The organism is Legionella gratiana, assembly GCF_001467695.1.
GTDB lineage: Bacteria > Pseudomonadota > Gammaproteobacteria > Legionellales > Legionellaceae > Legionella > Legionella gratiana.
Window position 1 is genome coordinate 809,259 of the sequence record NZ_LNYE01000029.1, and the last position, 18,144, is coordinate 827,402.

Sequence of the window (18,144 nt, forward strand, 5' to 3'; positions counted from 1 at the left end):
CATCGCAATATTTTTTCGTCGTTCAACTTTTAGGATTTGAGCTCTGGTTCATTTTCTGCCAAAGCTTATACACCTCAATACCCTCGGGATCGGCGTGATGCTCCATAGGCATGTTACGTTCTTGCCATGATTTAGCAAACTCCCCATAGAAATTATCTAGGGTAAAATATTTGCGATGATCCTCGTAATATTTTTTGTATTCATCTCTTGTAGTAATAAAGGTCACTTTCAATGGGCTACAATAATACATTGCCGCCAAACACATTGGGCAAGGATGAGCTAAAATAAAAAACTCACAATCTATTAAGTGTTCTGTCTTTAGCTTAGCAGTTGCTGTGCGTATTGCTACAATTTCCGCATGCGCAGTTGGATCCTTAGTTTGTGCAACCTGATTGGTGCCTTCGGCAACGATTACATTGTTTTTGGTAATAATACAAGCGAAGGGACGACCTCCTTGTTTTACATTCTCTGTTGCCAATTGAATTGTCCGTTTGATGAAATTAGTCATGATTTTCCTTAGGTATTTTTATCCTAATTATAGCGCGTAATCGAGTTGCAACACTTTGGATATAGTCCTACAACACTTTTGTTTCAGGATTTTAACCTCCGCATTGAATCAGAAGAAACGATGGTCCATTGAGTCATATGTGGAAACAGCAATCGTTTTTATGATGATGTACACTTTTGGCCTCGATTATTTCTCATTATATTTTCAACACGTTAACCGCAAGAACACCGAGAATTAGCGCCCCAATAACGTTAAATATCACTGATAAATGTTCAGGTATTTTTCTCGCTATCCCCATACCCACTATCGTTGAGAAAAAAGCCCAACCTCCAATTGAAACCAAGTAAGGAACTAAGGGTTTATTGGAAACGCCTAAACTAACTCCAATAGCTAAAGCATCTAAGCTCGTCGCAATCGCAACGATAATTAGTTTGGTAAACCTATGAAATTCTACAGATTGAACACTATTATTGCTGTTTCTCCAATCTTTAAATCCTTCATAAAGCATATGGATTGCAACAATAAACAATAATGAAAAAGCAATCCAGTGAGCAATGGAGCTAAACTGTGAAATAATTGCTTCACCAGCCACAGCTCCTATTAAGGTAGCAATTAACTCCGCTCCGCCCGATGCAAAGGCAAATTTTAAGGAATCACCAAATCGATGAGGCCTAAGCCCCATCGCTATCGCTGCTGAAAAGGAATCAGCACTTAAAACTATTCCTAATAGTATTGGTTCAATAATACTCATGTTTTTCCGATCTACTAAACGTTTTATAACATTTATTTTTGTACTCACATTATATACAACCTTGGCATGAGGTCGTTAGAAACCAAGGCTTTTTTCGAATAAACGTTCAGAAAACAAGCTATAGTGATATACATGCAATAAAGAAGTTGTCCAAATGCCTATCACCTAAGGAATTAGTTATGAACACGTTAATTATTAAAGCATTACCCATTGTTTTGTTGAGTTTTACCTTGTCCGTATCGTTTATACCTACAAATGCGTCCGCTCAAAATGCTCATGTTGCCACAAAAAACGCACAGGAAAAAGAAATACAGCGAGCCACAAAATTTGTTGAACGACTATCAACTCAAACAATGGTTCCACTAAAATACACTATGGTCGGATATTTAGAATCTTGGGGAACGATAAGCATCGAAGAGGCAATCGCTAATAACTATAACGTAATTGTCATTGCATTTGGTACTATTGATGGCGATAAAGTAGGCATGAATCTAAACTGTGGTCCAACTATACCTGATGGTTGTTTTTTGCCTTCTGTGCAATGGTGGCCTGAACCACCTGAGTGGATAACGAACTTTACAAATAGTGTCTCATTTGCTCACAGCAAAGGTGCCAAAGTCTTACTTTCTTTTGGTGGTGCTAACAACACCTTTAAACCGGGAATAACTAATAGTGCAAGCCTCGCACAGAGCATAGTACATTATTTAGAAAGTCTTAATTTAGATGGCATAGATTTTGACTTAGAACATATCTCAACAGCTGATTTTCCTGGAAACGCTACAGATCGACAACAATATTTATCTGCTTTAATAAAGCAAATAAAACTTCTTAATAACAAACTAATAATAACTAGTGCACCTCAAATAAACCCAGTACAAGGTTCCTCTGGAACAGAAATACAATTTGTTAACACTGGATCTGAAACTGTATATAACGACGCAATAAGTAATAATCTCTTCGATTATATATTTGCACAAGCATATAACACTCCAGGTTTTACGGTTGACAACCAATGTGTTGTTCAATGGCAAAACGTAGGTGATGAAACATACCCTGCGTTTATTAGTAAAATTGCTCCATGTTTAGAAAAATTATTGCCTAAAGGTTCGAAAACAAAAATCATGGTAGGAGAGCCTGCTAATTCGAGTGAAAGCGCAGGACGTGGTGCATTAGAACATGGAACATACAATGACATAGCAAATGAATATAAAAACATTAAGGGATTACCGTCATTTGGTGGTGCGATGACTTGGAGCATCAATGAAGATAGCAAAACTTACGATAATAAAGGTCCTAGAACACCCTATGCATTTTCTAGCGCTTTATTGCCAATATTATCAAATTAACAAATTTGGGTTATTTTGCCTCAATACAAAGTCACAGATAACACTGAAAACCTTATGAGATGAGTCATGCTAGAAAATTTGTTACTAAATATAGGCAACCTCTCACAATGTGGTCGGCATTGGGGAAAAGAGGTAGATTTAAGTCAAATAACCCACTTTTCTGGAAAATTTGATTCATTGGAAACAAGCATAAATGGAGTCCTTGGACTCAATGGCAATGAACCTGGCCAAGGACCTTTTTGTATCTTACATAATATTGAAAATAGTCCGATTGATATGATTTGGACTACAGGACTTACTGGTTGCATGGGATTAGCCATTACTGGCAGAGATAGTTTGGGTCAATTAAATGTTTTCTTTAGCCATGCTCGACATTATGATAAAGCCGACGCAGCTCATGATGAAGAAAATCCCATTTATTGGGCACGTCGTTTTATTCAACAACACCAGGATGTACGTATATTTTGGGGAAGTGATTTTTTCTTTGGTACTCGCTATATGTATGAAGGGACACATCATCGCCAACAAGCACAAATAAAACTAAGCAATGCGTTAGGGTGCTGGGTTCGTTTAAATGATTCTGTTATATCCAAAGAGTTGGTGTTCTTACCTAAATTAGGTCTTTTAAAACCAGGAAGACCTTCTGAAGTTTATGTTCAATTAGAAAAAGAAAAAGACTTGCAGCACAAAATCGCGTTTTCTCAAAGTAAATGTTTGCGACAATTTGAATTTGATAGAGCGCTTAAAGAAAATATTGATCAACAATTACAGCGCGCAAAAAAAGCTCGGAATAAATCAATTAGATTTTATTTTCAAGATCAATTTCGTGACACTCAAATTGCTGTTTTGCAACTTTTATCAGACGCTTATCATGTGGGTAATTTTGACATTATTCAATACCTTGCTGTTTTTGCTCGAAAAAAAGAATCACCGTTTTCTGGCCCGAAAACTGGCATTAGCTCAAATACTGCAAAGCTCATACTCGCAGCATTTGAAGATTCACTTGAAAAAATTAGAAATATGAATCAAAACGGATGTGGTTTAGCAGAAAATGGTTTTCAAATAAGTTATAAGCAATTTCTAAAACTCACTAATACAATGGATTCTAGTGAATTTATTTCGTATAAGGGCTGAAAAACCAGCTAAAGAGTATTCATAAACTAAAATTTTCTTGAATGGAAAAAAATCAGTTTTTGCAAGCAAACAGACTAGGTGCACATCTTAGAGACGATTTTTAGATGTTATTGATTAAATTTAATAGCCAAACAAGCTATAATCTATATCAATAAAATGTTTGGAGTGGATTATGAACTATCAGTACCATCATGTTGGGATACCTGTCAAAGAACCTCGGCCTGATGAGCGTTATAGTTCGGTGATGGATATGTATACATCTGGTGGAGAGTTACCTGGAAGAATTCAATATCATCGATTTGGTCCAAATTGTCCATTACACCCGCTCATTCAAACAATTCCTCATATTGCCTATAAAGTGGAAAACCTAAGCGAGGCAGTTAAAGGTAAAAATGTCTTATTAGAGCCCTATTTTCCGATGAAAAATTTTAAGGTTGCTGTAATCGAAGAAAATGGAGCAGTGATCGAGTTTATAGAAACAAGTTTATCTGAAGACGAAATATGGAATACCTCCAAACATCAAGAGTCAATTCTATACCCTGATCTTTAGGTCATTTGTTTTAGCTGTCCTGTCATTACTTAACGTTTTTTTCGCGAAAGCGGCAATCCATTTCGCTTTTCGCAAGGACGAGAACAAATTTTTTTAAGTCAATCAATCCACTAAACACACATTTATCAAAAACTCTTTCTTTGTAAAATTATATGCAAATTAGTACAAGCATCAATTATAGCATCGATACACTCGTGATGATCCTCTATGTTTTGTATGGAAAAATCCATTCGACCAAAGTTCATATACACATCATGATGTGCTGTATTAAGCATACATTCAGTATAAGTAGAAGAAGCAATATATTTTACATCAGAAATTTCAGCTTTATAAAAATAGTCAATTTTATAAAAATAATTATTATTTTTATAAATAATACATTTGGTACTTTTACTATTTTCAAATGTAAGCTCTAAAAAAGCATTATTAAAACAAGGACAAGCAATCGCTTCACTCATACTAATACAAAGGAAAAACAACACTCCAAAGAATTTAACGCCATACTTATTTTTGATATGCATATCCTTCCTTGTTATGCGAATTCTTCTTAGTGTAATTGTAGACTAATATTACCCAATAATTTTCATCCTCCCACTTGCCAACTTAAGGAGATCGCTCTTTACGCGAAAGCGGAAATCCATTTCTGCACAAACGTAAATTCTCCCACAGATGGGGACGCTACTCCAAGTAGTGATCAAGCTTCTGTGTTAGCAAGAAAAAAGCAAACGATATAAATTTAAGTTGCAAAAAACAGCAGTTGTATTAATATATTAGAATATAATAACATTCGAAATATACTATGCCCTCTAGAAAATTAATTTCCGAGAAAATGGCGGAATTTTTAAGTGCGATAGCTCATCAACACCGCATTCGAATCATTGAAGAACTGCATGTATGCGAACAAAACGTCAACAGTCTGCAAGCCATTTTAGGCACGAGTCACTCAGTAGTATCACAACATCTGTCTATTTTAAGAGCCAAAAAGGTAGTAAAACAACGTAAAGAAGGGAACCAAGTTTATTATCAATTGACTCAACCAGAATTAGCAAACTGGCTACTTCAGGGGCTAGCCTATCTTGAAGGCGGGTTGCAGTCTGATGAAGTTATCCGCTCGGCAGTTAATGAAGTAAAAACTATCTGGACTCAAACTCCAGATAGTCCTTTTAAGGATAGTGGATCAAATATATAAAAATATCATGCTCTAGATACTTAAAAGGTCTAAACGTTGCACTAATTAGTAAGCAACATGCGTTTATCTGTGGAGATATAGGATATGTTCAAAGAATTTAAAAGCGACCTTATGGCAAGTATCGTAGTATTCTTTGTCGCTCTGCCATTATGTCTTGGTATTGCTCTGGCATCTGGCGCTCCTTTGTTTGCCGGTATCATAGCAGGGATAGTTGGTGGGATCGTAGTTGGTATAGCCAGTGGCTCACCACTAGGGGTTAGCGGACCTGCCGCGGGATTAGCAGTTATTGTATTTACCGCCATCAATACATTGGGGTCTTGGTCCGCATTCTTATTGGCTGTGATTTTGGCTGGTATTATTCAAATTATTATGGGCTATGCAAAAGCTGGATTTATTGCTTATTTTTTTCCTTCTTCAGTCATAAAGGGGATGCTTACTGGTATAGGACTATTGATTATTTTAAAACAAATCCCCCATGCCGTAGGTTATGATCATGATTTAGTTGGAGACCTTTCATACTTTCAAACAGATGGTGAAACCACATTAACCTCGATTAGCAGTGCATTCAATGCAATTACACCAGGGGCAATTTTAATTTCTACCTTATCAATAGTAATACTGATATTTTGGGAAACTGTTTTAACCAAAAAACATAAAATTTTTCAATTAATACAAGGTCCTATTGTGGTTGTTTTATTAGGAATTGCAATGAACCTAATGTTTCAATCGAATATATTAAATTTTAGTCTAGCCCCAGATCATTTAGTGAAAATCCCAGTTGCGAATAATTTAATCGAATTTTTTAAACAGTTTACCTTCCCAGACTTTTCTGCAATAACCCATCCCCAAGTCTGGAAAACTGCTATTGTTTTAGCCATTGTTGCAAGTCTAGAAACACTCCTTTGTGTGGAAGCCACTGACAAGTTAGATCCTTTTAAAAGAGTGACGCCAACCAATAGAGAACTAAAAGCACAAGGACTTGGTAATATAGTGTCAGGACTATGTGGTGGATTACCTGTTACCCAAGTCATTGTTCGTAGCTCTGCAAATATTGCATTTGGAGGAAAAACCAAGCTTTCTACAATATTTCATGGTATTTTCTTATTAATCAGTGCCGCTACCATTTCTCAATTTTTAAATTTGATTCCTCTTGCAAGCCTTGCAGCTATACTGATTATAGTAGGTTATAAGCTAGCTAAACCTGTATTGTTTAAACAATTATATCAATTAGGCTCTGAACAATTTATCCCTTTTATAGCCACTATTGTTGGCATTTTGTCCACTGATCTACTTAAAGGAATTAGTATTGGAATGGCATTTGGTATTTTTTATACCTTACGCCACAGCTATCGTAATGCCTATTATATGAAAGATACAATCACCAAGGAAAATGAGCATACGGCTCATCATCTAGTATTGGCAGAAGAGGTATCTTTCTTTAATAAGGCAAGCATCATTCAGGCTCTTGATGCGATCCCACCTTATTCAAAAGTGATTATTGATTGCTCAAACTCAAAATCTATTGCCTATGATGTAGTGGAATATATACGTGATTATAAAGTAAATGCAAAACTAAAAAATATTGTTGTTGAAACAATCGATTTTATTGAACCTGCTTAATACTCAGACCCTACTTAGGAGTATGAAAAATGAAAACATTGACTAAAGAAATGCAAAAAGCGATAACGCCTGCAATTGCATTGCATTTATTGCAAGAAGGTAACAAACGGTTTGTAAATAACTTGAAAGTTAATCGCAACCTGCTACAGCAGGTTAATGAAACCTCTGATGAGCAAAATCCCTTTGCAATTATTTTAAGCTGCATCGATTCTCGGACCTCTGTTGAGTTAATTTTTGACCAGGGCTTAGGGGATGTATTTAGTGCACGCATTGCAGGAACCATCATTAATGAGGATATTTTAGGCAGTATGGAGTTTGCTTGTAAAGTAGCCGGGGCTAAGTTAATAGTGATTTTAGGTCATACAAAATGTGGCGCAATAAAAGGTGCATGCGATCACGTGGAAATGGGCAATTTGACGGCCTTATTAAGTAAAATACAACCTGCAATTAATGCTGAAAAAACTATAATCGAAAATCGCACTTCAAGTAACGAGGAGTTTGTGGAAAAGGTTACAGCTATTAATGTGCAAAGAACGATCCATGCCGTTATGGAGCGAAGTCCCATTCTAAAAGAGCTTATTGAAACAGGTGAGTGTGGAATTGTTGGAGGCAATCATAATATTTCAACAGGTGAAGTAAGTTTCTATCAAAATACTAAATTTGGTTTCTTTAGGACTGAACCTGATATTACCAAACGTTCTGAAAATATCCTCTCAGTAAAAGCAAAACTTTAGAGGATACGTTGGTTTAATTTAGTTGTTTTTTTGAGGTCTTAAAACGGCATTTAAGATGTGATCAAGAGACAGGGACGAGCAAAAAAAATTATTTGGACCCTTGAAAGAAAACCATCACGACCCTATTTTTAGATTATCCAAAATACTAATCAAGGAGATACTATGAATACTTTACGAAGAACCTTACCTATGTATCAAGAAATGAATAGCTTACTGGAGAATTTTTTTAATACACAACGAGATGATGCCTCCTTTATTGAAACAAGTACGTGGTCTCCTCTTGTGGACATCAAAGAAGAAAAAGACCGCTTTGTTGTGCTTGCTGATATTCCTGGTGTAAAAAAAGAAGACATCGATATTTCTTTGGAGCAACATGTGTTGACTTTAAAAGGAGAGCGCCATTTTGAAAAGTCAGAAGAGCGAAATGGTTATACACGCAGAGAGCGAGCGCAAGGCCAATTCTATCGCCGTTTTAGTTTGCCACAAACCGCTGATGATTCAAAAATCACAGCACGTTATGCGCACGGAGTACTTGAAATTTCAATTCCTAAAAAAGAAGCAGCTACTGAGAAAAAAATAGCAATTACCTTAGAAGAGTGATTGTTCAAGCAACGTAGGTAAAGCCTACGTTGCTCCATGGTATAGAACCTAAAGGTTTATAAATATGATTGAATGCTATTTTTGATATCCCATTTAGAAAGGAGATTTAGATGAAAAAGAAACTACTTCCTATTTTAATCTCTGTTCCTCTTATCACTATGATATCAGCAGGAGCCATAGCACTTGAGACGAACCAAAATAATCAAGTGCAAAAGAGTAATCAGCAAGTAACCGTGGATTCTTTTGATAATGACCCCTTTTTTCAATCTCCTAATGATATTTTAAAGCAAATGGATCAAATGCAACGAGCTATGGATCAATTTATGAAAAGTCAATTTTCACAAATGCAACATAACTTAGTGAATCAACCCAATCAAATGCCATTTGGTAGTACCAATAACATTGAAATCAAAGAAAGTAAAAATGAGATCATTTATAAAATAAAACTACCTAAAGGTGCTGATAGTAAAGTCGATATCTCTGTGAAAGAGGGACAATTAATAGTGAGCTCAAACGTAACGCAAAAAATTACACGTGAACAAGATAATAGCAAAAGTGTAAGCTATTCTCAGAGCAATTACAGTCAAACATTTCAACTACCACAAGGTTATGATCCGAACTCTATGACTACAAAAACGAAAGATTCAAATTTGATTGTTACATTCAAAAAAATAATATCGACATCGTCAATCCTCTAAGAATAAGCGTTCACACTTTTTTAGGGTAACGCCAGCTTTGTAGCGTTACCCTACTCGTTTCATTCCTATCAATGCATTAGAGAAATTTGATAAATTGGATACTTAATCAAAGTTCTTTTAAAGAAAGAGTAAAATCAGACTCAATTAATAGACTATGATTTCGAGGAATAATTTCCCATTTAAATCCTTTTGTAGAAAGTTTTTCAGATGCGATTATGATGTATTCTGAAATAGAATTATCCCTACAAAAATACATAGTTTCCGGTTTAGCCTGAGAAGAAGGGCAATAACGAAACGCTACTATATGTTTTCCATTAGTAATACAAATATTAAAGTAGCATACAGCTCTTTTATAATTTTTTCTTACTAAGTTATTAATAAGAGTTAAGACTTCTAATAATACTGTATGTATATCCAGAGAGTTTCTAATCTTTATTTGTTTGGACATTTGCAAAAATAAAGCAAATATCAATTCTGAATCAGTTGTTCCTTTTATCCAATTATAAATATCATCCTCCAACAAATTATGAATTTGACGTCTTATTTTTTCAAAATGGGGAATCCAACCATTATGCATGAATAACCAATTTTTATAGATAAAGGGATGACAATTAAATTGGGAAATACCTCCTGTACTTGCAGCACGCACATGGGCAAAAAAAAGTGATGATTTTGTTTTTTTTGCCAAATAAGATAGGTTTTGATCATTCCATGCGGGAAATAGTGAAGTAAATAATGCCGGTTTTTTATCAAATGGGGTATACCATCCAACCCCAAAACCATCTCCATTAGTCACCGTATGGGACTCCTGAGAAATAAGGCTTTGTTTTACAAGAGAATTTTTTGGTCTAATTAAAAGATCAGATAATAAAATACTTTCTTTCCCTATATAGGCAACAAATCTGCACATGTTCTTTACTCAAAATAGGTATATAAGTATTTTAGGAAATAATAATTAGAATTTCTAAAATACCTGGCAAATTAGTGAACATATTTTTTAAAAATAGATTGTGTTGACAGTTGAGTACCCACTGTCAACACAACCTATAAATTTATTTTTCTCATCTAAACTGTTCCAATGATTCTATTTACGAGGTGTTTTCTTCGCTAATAATGTCTCTATCTCATGATGCATCAAGGGCTTGCTAAAATAAAACCCTTGGACGTCCTCACAATTCTTAGATTGTAAGAAAAGAATTTGACTTTCAGTCTCAACTCCTTCCGCAACCACCTGAAATCCGAGAGCTTCGCCCATGGATATGATTGCCTGGATAATTTGTTCATCGCGATGATCGATATTAATTTTATCAATGAATGATTTATCTATTTTGAGTCGATCAACCTCAAATCTCCTTAAATAATTCAAACTGGAATAACCTGATCCAAAATCATCTAAAGTGAGTTTTACTCCCAACTTTTTTAATTCCATAATATGTTTATTTTGAACTAAGTTGATTAAAGCATTTTCTGTCAGCTCAATTTCAAGATATTTAGCTTCAAGACCTGTTTCATCTAATATTCTTTTTACCATCTTTGGTAGTTCAGGTTGTCTAAGCTGCTTGGTCCCCATATTGACTGCAACTGCAATTTTAGATAATCCCATATCTTGCCATTTTTTATTTTGTACACACGCTTCTTTTAATATCCAGTTTCCCAAAGGAATAATAAAACCAGTCTCTTCTGCTGCTTCTATAAAATCAGTAGGAAGCAATAACCCTTTCTTTGGGTGATTCCACCTAACTAATGCTTCAATAGCGTGTAATTTTTTTGTATTCAGCTGAAACTGAGGTTGATAAGTCAAAAAAAATTCCTTATTTTTTAATGCCTTATGAAAATCAAATTGAAGCTCCCAATTTTTCTGCCTGATTTTGAGTTTTCTATTGTAAAAGTTGGAGCGATTGCCACCGATTTCCTTAGCTGTATACATGGCAATGTCTGCATTGGCTAGTAATTCCTCTGGGTTATTTCCGTCCTCAGGATACAATGCAACGCCGACGCTTGTACTCATAAAGACTTCATGGCCTTGGATGATAAAAGGAGCATCAAATTGTTTTAGAATAGCTTTCACAAACTGTTTGATGTGCTCCATTGTTTTAAGAAGCGTGACTACCATCACAAATTCATCACCACCAATTCGAGCTATTGTATCTGTTTTTCTCAATCGAGACTGCAATCTTTTGGCGATATCAATAAGCAATGCATCACCAGCGTTATGGCCTAAACTGTCATTAATTAATTTAAAATGATTCAAATCAAAATAGAGAACGGCAAAGAAAGTACCCTCTCTTTTTGCCTGGCTAATCGCATACTCTATTCTGTCATATAATAATATTCTATTGGCCAGCTTGGTAAGTGGATCATGTGTCGCTTGATACCGAATTTTAGCTTCCATTAAAGCACGGCTAGTGATATCTCGGAAGCTAAAAATATGCCCGATATCATGTTCCCCCATTTTGTATTCTTGTTGAATAAGCTCAAAGACTTGGTGTGTTCGCGTCGTTAAGTTAATGGTTTTATGAGTTTTCTTGATCTTATCCTTGGTAATTCTTACAAAATTCATAAAGTGTTCTTCCTCTTGAAGTTGCTTGGAAATAAACTCCAAAATAGGTTCCACTTTTTTTTGCTCGAGCAACTCTGAAGGAAGTTTCCAAAACTTAATTAAGTTCTGATTGTAATCAATAATATTATAATCATGACTAAACACTAAAATCGCATCGGCTGAAGATTCCAATGTTCCTCGAGTTACTGATAAAGAGGCCTGCAAAGATTGAGTTCGCTCTGAAATACGTCTTTCCAATAAACTCATATTTTCGCGTGTTTCATGAGTAAGCTGCCATTTTTTACTTAGAGCAGACGCTATTTGACGTATGGCAATGGCATCGAAGGGTTTTTTTAAAATAAGTAAATTATCCTTTTCCCCAAACTCTGCAATAATTTGCTCCCAACTGTAATCTGAATAAGCAGTGCAAATGACAATTTGAATCGTTGGATCCACCTCCCAAACACGCTTGATAGTCTCAATACCATCCCATCCAGGAGGCATTCGCACATCGATAAATGCTAGCGCGTAGGGTTTGCCCCTGGCAATGCCTTCTTTTATTTTTTCAAGCCCTTCCTGACCTTGCATCGCACTGAAAATTTGGAAAGAAACTAACGCTTCACCCATTTCCTTTTTAGGCTCAGGGCTTTCAAAAAGCTCTTTTTCGAGCTTGCTCAACTCATCGTTTTCGGCCTGCTTCTTGGATAAAATTTTCAGAAGAGATTGATGAATTTCTGGCATATCATCGATGATCAAAACTCTTATCGGGTCATTTTTATTGACAGCCATTATTCTTCCTTTATCTTATCTCTAGCTTTAAAAGCTCGCTGTAAGCGTACAAACTAGCTTATCGCCTCCATACCATAAATAAAAAGCCCTTTCACTAGTGTTGCTGTATTGTAAAGCCAAGTTATAATGCTTAAAATCTTTACTCAAAACCACGGTATAATTATTATAGCTTATTCCTGCTTCATCTGGAAAATCTTTAGGCAGTTCATAACGCCCAGCTAGTGCTAGGATATTGATGCCTTCTATATTAAATAGATATTTGGCGGGGACAGTGAAATTAATACCACCATCATAATAAACCCCTGTACGGTTAACATTATAGACATTATCTGAATAACCAAAGTTGAATTGTAAAAATTTAAAGTTAAATTGTCCTATCCATTCATTATAATTCCAAATTTTATCGGAAGGAAAAAAATAACGATAAAATGCTATGTCCAAATTAACGTCTTCCTTGATTTCTTTATAGAATCCAATTCCAGGATCCACTTCGAGATTAATGTCAGTGCCTATAAATTTGTTATTAGATGCCCATACGGTTGCATAGAGACCAATAGGTGTCGTGTAGGTAAATCCTCCCTGCACAGCAGGCAAATTTTCAGTTTGTGTTAACCCTCGAAAGACATAATTTGAGGTTAAATCTATCGTGCCTGTAATATTATCCACAAAGGTATCAATAATTCCTTTGCCTTTTACTGGTTTTGTTTCGGGTTGTGCCTCAGCTCTCATTGAAGGAGACCGTGACTTTGTTTCAGACTCTGAAGAATTGGCTGTAGATTCTACAGCAGAAAACGCTACAGCAGTGACAAGATAAAAAATCAAAAAAAACAGTTTAAGAACAAAACGCTCCATGCTTGCCTCTTCCTTTAAAAAAGGAGAAGTTAGAAAATTATTGCCTCTCAGTCAATCATTTTGTTCGGGTATTTCATGAGGAATATCAAGAGTAAATGTTGCCCCCTTACCTTCTCCTTCACTATAGGCTTTCAATGAAGCGCCAATTTCTTTAGCTAAAATTGAGCTACTGTGTAATCCGATTCCGTTGCCATCTAATTTCGAGGTATGGCGAAATAAAAAAATGCTTACCAGCAAATCCTCTGCAATACCAATTCCATTGTCAGTGATTTTCAACCGTACCCCGGTTTTCGTTTTTTCAACATATAAATCTACAGTAGGGTTCTTAGGTTCCGCTGCATTGACTGAGTCAATAGCATTCGTAATGAGATTATTCAATATATGCCAAATTTTAAAGCGATCTTGCTCAATCAAAGGCACAAGTGCGTAATGCTTTAGCAACCTAATACCGTGTTTTTTTAATCGATTTATATGAATATCGAGCACACTCTCTAATAATTCAGTAATATCTATTTTTTCAATTACAGTAGCGGCATGGTGGAACTGAAAATTTCTTATCACCGCAATGATCTTGTCAACACTATCATTCATGGATTTCAACTGGACTAAATAATTCTCACTGTCAATGCCCCAATATTCACCGAGCAAAACCATATACTTTGGAATTTTTTTTCCTTTTTCATCGTGAGTTAAAAAATCACCAATATTATCAATATGCTGCTTAAAAAGGTCACTAATCTGTTCTAAATAATTCAACCTGGAATTCTTTAATTCATCCTGCATTAGGGACAAAGTGACCAACACGCTATTTAAAATGTTGCCAATGTTATGCAGCAACATTCTTGAAACATCGGACATCCCTGCTTCTCTGGCAATCATCATGAGTTTTTGATTAAGAAGAGCCAATTCTTTTTCATGTTTTTTTCGTTCTGAAATATCCCGAAGAATGTATATCTTGGAATGATTATCAAGCAATGAGGTTTTCAATTCGATAGGAATCGATTGTTCTTTATAAGTAATTAAGTACTCCTCTCCTAAGCGTGTACCCATTTGCTCTGAAAGTGGCGTCTTCTCCACTTCCCCTTTTATATTAATTGCTTTCAGTGAAAAAATTGTATCAATGGATTGACCCTGAATTTCCTCAATCTGACATGAAAACGTTTTTTTAACTGCGTGATTAATTAATTTTATAACTCCTTTACCATTGGTGATAATAATAGGCTCAGGAGTGTATTCAATAATATTTCGTTTTTCCAACTCAAGTTTTTCTAATTCCTGATTAACTTTGTTAATGATTTCCATTCTATTTTGCAATTTTTGTTGCGAAGTCTGGATGACATCGAGCAAAAAATTTACTTTTGTCGCCATGGAGGTCAACTCATCATTGCTTGCGATGTCAACTCGTTTTTTATAATCACTTTCTTCAGCAATTTTTGTAATTTGGCTGTTAAATGATCGCACGCGTTTTATGATAGTAAAATTAATTAGCAAACCTAAAGCACTCAAACTAACAAGTCCTGTCAAAGCAAGAAGACCAAGGAAGAAATAAATTGCAGTGACACTATTTTTATAAATAGTTCTTAGCATTTTAAACGATATAATAGCAATAGGCTTATTCTTAACGTCATGTATTAATAATTTGATAGTAATACTATTCGGTTGAATGTTTACCAACTGTTTCTCTTTTAATAACTCAGAGCGGATGGATAATTTTTGAGAATCGGTGAAATAACTGATGCGAAGTGGCAATTCCAGATTTTTGGAAAAAGAAGCCAAGTTTTCCCTAGTGAATTCGCGTGTTAATACCAGGTATCCAGCTATTGGTCCAGTTTTATCACTATGCAATATCTTAGAACTGGCAACAAAGTGCAATTTGTTATTAATTAGTATCAACCCACCAACTTGCTTTTGTATGGGTTCACCTGAAAAAAAATAGCTGCCTGGATAAAAATAGTTGTTAATGCTTGCTTGCGGCATAGGCATTATTTTATTTGTTTCAAGATCGTAACCTTTGCCAAAAAACAACTTAAATTTGGGATTAAAAATAAAAAAATAAGACCATTTATTATCAAAGAAAGTTTCATCCATTAAATTTCTTTCTACATAATCAGACTCTTTTCCCAGGCTAAAAAAATAAGTGTCATCCCAATGCCCCCAGTCACTCGAGGTGATTTTAAGGCGTCTCACCTCTTCATTAAATATATTGCGGACTCGGCTAATATTCTCATTAACCAATTTCTCTTCAGTTTTTAAAGCAGCATCCAATAAAATGCTTTTGGAAATGATCAAACCTACCAAACCTATTGCCAAAAAGATGGTTATAAGAATTAAATTTGTTTTTAGACGAAGAGAAAATGGAACGGTTTTTCTTATCTCCATAGCAAGAAGTCCTTTGGGATTCTACTCCCTTAATCATTCCTAAGCACAACAAACACCAATAATTTACAAAAGAATCATAAATGTAAGCATTACATATTGTTAAAAAAAATCCAATAAAAAATATTGAGACAACCCTATTACCAGCAGTGTCATCCGCAGTATATTTAAACTCGCGTAGTAGGAGCCAACTGCTTTTCCTAGGTTAAAATATCCTAAATTTCTATTTGCCGTCCTACTTCAAAGACTGATTCTGAGGGTAAATGAAAATAATTACTTTTTGGAAGAGCATTACGATGCATAAACGCGAAAATAGTTTTAATGTATTTTAATAGGATATTATTGCCCTGGATAATTACTGTCTCATGACCAATATAATAAGTTATCTCTTTGAGGTTAATATCCTGACCATGGAGCGATAAGTTTTTTAGCAGTTTAGGTACGTTAGGAGACTCCATAAAGCCATAATTAGCAATGACATGCCAAATATCTGTTGCCACTTCTTCAACTTGTAATTGTTCACTGCGTTTACACCATGGGATCGATAAGCTGTTAATTTTTAAAATAATCACTTTATCCTGTAATACATAATTTTTCTTTACATACCAAATCATAAATGGAGGGATATACTGTTCTCTGGAGGTAAGAAAAACAGCGGTTTTGGACACACGTATCACTCCTTCCTTTTGAACATTCTCCAGAAAAGTACTGATAGTGATATTTTTTTCTTTTTGTTTGTTTGCAATGAGTTGATTTCCTTTATGCCAAATATACATAACAAAATAGATTAGAAGCGCAAATGTGATTGGAATGTATCCACCCGTGGTAAATTTAGTAAGGTTGGCCACAAAAAAAGCAGTATCTATAATTAGGAATACTCCAGCGACAAGTCCTGTTTTAATAATATTCCATTTCCATAGTTCACGTAGAGAAATAAATAAAAGCACGGAGGTTAAGAGCATGGTAGTAGCAACTGCAATACCGTAGGCAGCAGCCAATTTTTCAGAGCTTCCAAATCCAATAGTAAGTCCAAGTGTCGCCAACATTAAAAGCCAGTTAACGATTTCAATATAAATCTGGCCATACCCCTCTGATGAAGTTTGTGTTACTCGTAATCGAGGCAGCCATCCTAACTGCATCGCTTGCCTAGTCATAGAAAATGCCCCAGTAATAATCGCCTGACTGGCAATAATTGTTGCGATTGTTGCTAAAAATATTAATGGTAATAAAAAATCCTTTGGACACAACATATAAAAAATATTATGCTCTGTGGATATTCCTTCCAAAACCAAAGCGGCTTGTCCTAAATAATTTAAAATAAGACTTGGGAAAACTAAACCGAACCAGGCATAACGAATTGGAGATGCTCCAAAATGTCCCAAATCAGCGTATAACGCTTCTGCACCAGTAACACAGAGAAAAACCCCACATAAAATTAAAAATCCTGTTACTCCGTTTGAAAATAAAAAACTCAGACCATAGATAGGATTAAGAGTCGCCAATATAGAAGGATGTTGTATAATCCCCCATCCACCTAGAACACCAATGATTACAAACCACGCTGCCATAACAGGGCCAAATGCTTTGCCAATTTTAGCTGTTCCTTTAGGCTGAATAGCAAAAAGAAGAATAAGAATTGTGATGGCAGTAGGTAAAATATAATGTTTCAGCGATGGGGAGAGTATCTCCACTCCTTCTATAGCAGAAAGTACAGATATAGCTGGCGTAATTGCACCATCTCCATAGATAAGCGCTGCTCCCATAAGCCCAATCGCAATGATGATAGGTCTTTGTTTTCGCTTTAAACTTAGAAGAGACATTAAAGCAAGAATACCTCCCTCTCCATCATTATCAATTCTGAAAGCAAAGCTAATGTACTTAATAGAAGCAATCATTACCAAAGTCCAGATAATCAATGATGCTGAACCCATAATAGCATTAACATCTGGGGTTCCTCCTCCCGCGAGTAAAATAACTGTTTTAAACGTATAAAGAGGGCTTGTTCCTATATCTCCAAAAACTATCCCTAAAGCCGACAAACTCAATGCTTGCAATGTAGGGTTAGAGTCTTGGTGTTTTTCAACTTTTTTTGATCGCATATCGTTTAACGCTTTGTATTTATTTATTCTATTTAACCATGTCCCAATAAATAAAATCTATGGAGATAATAATGAGAATATCTAAAATCGCTGATAAATTAACGTGAGTTCGACTAAAAGGCATTTCTATACCTTTTACGTCGCTAAACGAACGTTATCCCGTAAAGCTTGTCCCAGTGAAAACGGGAATGCATTGCATTTATACGGGGTCCAGTTCTAAATAAAAACAGTTCGATATAAAAAATCACTTTATTTATGTCGCACTCACGTTAAATTAGTGATTGGATTTTAAAAAGAATAATTGTCCATTTAAATTTATTAATTTATTTCTCATCTAAACTGTAATAGTAAAAGAACGT

General features: G+C 35.2%; 16 protein-coding genes. 8 read left to right on the plus strand and 8 right to left on the minus strand.

Annotated features, from left to right (window positions below):
* Positions 1 to 22: 22 nt before the first annotated feature.
* A complete protein-coding gene (locus tag Lgra_RS16640; RefSeq protein WP_058500269.1) occupies positions 23 to 508 on the minus strand; it encodes a nucleoside deaminase in 486 nt (161 codons plus the stop codon).
* A gap of 196 nt (positions 509 to 704) precedes the next feature.
* Positions 705 to 1,307 (minus strand): manganese efflux pump MntP, encoded by a 603-nt coding sequence (locus Lgra_RS16645; RefSeq protein ID WP_238584476.1) that lies wholly within the window; start codon positions 1,305 to 1,307, stop codon positions 705 to 707.
* 131 nt (positions 1,308 to 1,438) lie between these two features.
* Between Lgra_RS16645 and Lgra_RS16650 the strand changes: the two genes are divergently transcribed.
* The 3 genes from Lgra_RS16650 (at position 1,439) to Lgra_RS16660 (ending at position 4,289) form a co-directional block, all read left to right on the plus strand.
* On the plus strand, positions 1,439 to 2,605 hold the full coding sequence (locus Lgra_RS16650) for a glycosyl hydrolase family 18 protein (protein WP_058500271.1): 1,167 nt from the start codon (positions 1,439 to 1,441) through the stop codon (positions 2,603 to 2,605).
* A gap of 66 nt (positions 2,606 to 2,671) precedes the next feature.
* Positions 2,672 to 3,739, plus strand: coding sequence for a hypothetical protein (locus Lgra_RS16655; protein WP_058500272.1), 1,068 nt, complete (start codon positions 2,672 to 2,674; stop codon positions 3,737 to 3,739).
* 172 nt (positions 3,740 to 3,911) lie between these two features.
* A complete protein-coding gene (locus tag Lgra_RS16660) occupies positions 3,912 to 4,289 on the plus strand; it encodes a hypothetical protein (protein WP_058500273.1) in 378 nt (125 codons plus the stop codon).
* Between the two features lie 125 nt (positions 4,290 to 4,414).
* Here the strand turns inward: Lgra_RS16660 and Lgra_RS16665 are convergent, their stop codons facing one another.
* Complete coding sequence (locus Lgra_RS16665; protein ID WP_058500274.1) at positions 4,415 to 4,810, minus strand: hypothetical protein; 396 nt, start codon at positions 4,808 to 4,810, stop codon at positions 4,415 to 4,417.
* Positions 4,811 to 5,088: 278 nt separating this feature from the next.
* On the opposite strand from Lgra_RS16665, the gene Lgra_RS16670 reads away from it, so the two are divergent.
* The 5 genes from Lgra_RS16670 (at position 5,089) to Lgra_RS16690 (ending at position 9,130) form a co-directional block, all read left to right on the plus strand.
* Positions 5,089 to 5,478 carry an ArsR/SmtB family transcription factor gene (locus tag Lgra_RS16670; protein WP_058500275.1) on the plus strand — a complete coding sequence of 130 codons (390 nt, stop codon included), beginning with the start codon at positions 5,089 to 5,091 and terminating at the stop codon, positions 5,476 to 5,478.
* Between the two features lie 84 nt (positions 5,479 to 5,562).
* Positions 5,563 to 7,098 carry a SulP family inorganic anion transporter gene (locus tag Lgra_RS16675; RefSeq protein ID WP_058500276.1) on the plus strand — a complete coding sequence of 512 codons (1,536 nt, stop codon included), beginning with the start codon at positions 5,563 to 5,565 and terminating at the stop codon, positions 7,096 to 7,098.
* Positions 7,099 to 7,127: 29 nt separating this feature from the next.
* A complete protein-coding gene (locus Lgra_RS16680; protein ID WP_058500277.1) occupies positions 7,128 to 7,832 on the plus strand; it encodes a carbonic anhydrase family protein in 705 nt (234 codons plus the stop codon).
* A gap of 162 nt (positions 7,833 to 7,994) precedes the next feature.
* Positions 7,995 to 8,432 carry an Hsp20/alpha crystallin family protein gene (locus Lgra_RS16685; protein WP_058500278.1) on the plus strand — a complete coding sequence of 146 codons (438 nt, stop codon included), beginning with the start codon at positions 7,995 to 7,997 and terminating at the stop codon, positions 8,430 to 8,432.
* A 110-nt stretch (positions 8,433 to 8,542) separates the two neighbouring features.
* The gene (locus tag Lgra_RS16690) at positions 8,543 to 9,130 is read left to right on the plus strand and encodes an Hsp20/alpha crystallin family protein (RefSeq protein WP_058500279.1); all 588 of its coding nucleotides are present in this window, start codon (positions 8,543 to 8,545) and stop codon (positions 9,128 to 9,130) included.
* Positions 9,131 to 9,236: 106 nt separating this feature from the next.
* Here Lgra_RS16690 and Lgra_RS16695 read toward each other — a convergent pair whose 3' ends face one another.
* From Lgra_RS16695 to Lgra_RS16715, 5 genes are all read right to left on the minus strand, one after another.
* Positions 9,237 to 10,040, minus strand: coding sequence for a class II glutamine amidotransferase (locus Lgra_RS16695; protein ID WP_058500280.1), 804 nt, complete (start codon positions 10,038 to 10,040; stop codon positions 9,237 to 9,239).
* A gap of 174 nt (positions 10,041 to 10,214) precedes the next feature.
* Positions 10,215 to 12,458, minus strand: a complete 2,244-nt coding sequence (locus Lgra_RS16700) for an EAL domain-containing protein (protein WP_058500281.1) — start codon at positions 12,456 to 12,458, stop codon at positions 10,215 to 10,217.
* Positions 12,459 to 12,485: 27 nt separating this feature from the next.
* Complete coding sequence (locus Lgra_RS16705) at positions 12,486 to 13,310, minus strand: TorF family putative porin (RefSeq protein ID WP_058500282.1); 825 nt, start codon at positions 13,308 to 13,310, stop codon at positions 12,486 to 12,488.
* Between the two features lie 51 nt (positions 13,311 to 13,361).
* Positions 13,362 to 15,689, minus strand: a complete 2,328-nt coding sequence (locus tag Lgra_RS16710) for a CHASE4 domain-containing protein (protein ID WP_058500283.1) — start codon at positions 15,687 to 15,689, stop codon at positions 13,362 to 13,364.
* Positions 15,690 to 15,901: 212 nt separating this feature from the next.
* The gene (locus tag Lgra_RS16715) at positions 15,902 to 17,785 is read right to left on the minus strand and encodes a potassium transporter Kup (RefSeq protein ID WP_058500284.1); all 1,884 of its coding nucleotides are present in this window, start codon (positions 17,783 to 17,785) and stop codon (positions 15,902 to 15,904) included.
* Between the last annotated feature and the right edge of the window lie 359 nt (positions 17,786 to 18,144).

Coding starts and splice junctions, on each gene's coding strand:
- Lgra_RS16705 (WP_058500282.1), bottom strand. CDS start 13,310: ATGGAGCGTTTTGTTCTTAAACTGTTTTTTTTGATTTTTTATCTTGTC.
- Lgra_RS16650 (WP_058500271.1), top strand. CDS start 1,439: ATGAACACGTTAATTATTAAAGCATTACCCATTGTTTTGTTGAGTTTT.
- Lgra_RS16695 (WP_058500280.1), bottom strand. CDS start 10,040: ATGTGCAGATTTGTTGCCTATATAGGGAAAGAAAGTATTTTATTATCT.
- Lgra_RS16655 (WP_058500272.1), top strand. CDS start 2,672: ATGCTAGAAAATTTGTTACTAAATATAGGCAACCTCTCACAATGTGGT.
- Lgra_RS16665 (WP_058500274.1), bottom strand. CDS start 4,810: ATGCATATCAAAAATAAGTATGGCGTTAAATTCTTTGGAGTGTTGTTT.
- Lgra_RS16640 (WP_058500269.1), bottom strand. CDS start 508: ATGACTAATTTCATCAAACGGACAATTCAATTGGCAACAGAGAATGTA.
- Lgra_RS16685 (WP_058500278.1), top strand. CDS start 7,995: ATGAATACTTTACGAAGAACCTTACCTATGTATCAAGAAATGAATAGC.
- Lgra_RS16660 (WP_058500273.1), top strand. CDS start 3,912: ATGAACTATCAGTACCATCATGTTGGGATACCTGTCAAAGAACCTCGG.
- Lgra_RS16680 (WP_058500277.1), top strand. CDS start 7,128: ATGAAAACATTGACTAAAGAAATGCAAAAAGCGATAACGCCTGCAATT.
- Lgra_RS16715 (WP_058500284.1), bottom strand. CDS start 17,785: ATGCGATCAAAAAAAGTTGAAAAACACCAAGACTCTAACCCTACATTG.
- Lgra_RS16710 (WP_058500283.1), bottom strand. CDS start 15,689: ATGGAGATAAGAAAAACCGTTCCATTTTCTCTTCGTCTAAAAACAAAT.
- Lgra_RS16700 (WP_058500281.1), bottom strand. CDS start 12,458: ATGGCTGTCAATAAAAATGACCCGATAAGAGTTTTGATCATCGATGAT.
- Lgra_RS16690 (WP_058500279.1), top strand. CDS start 8,543: ATGAAAAAGAAACTACTTCCTATTTTAATCTCTGTTCCTCTTATCACT.
- Lgra_RS16670 (WP_058500275.1), top strand. CDS start 5,089: ATGCCCTCTAGAAAATTAATTTCCGAGAAAATGGCGGAATTTTTAAGT.
- Lgra_RS16675 (WP_058500276.1), top strand. CDS start 5,563: ATGTTCAAAGAATTTAAAAGCGACCTTATGGCAAGTATCGTAGTATTC.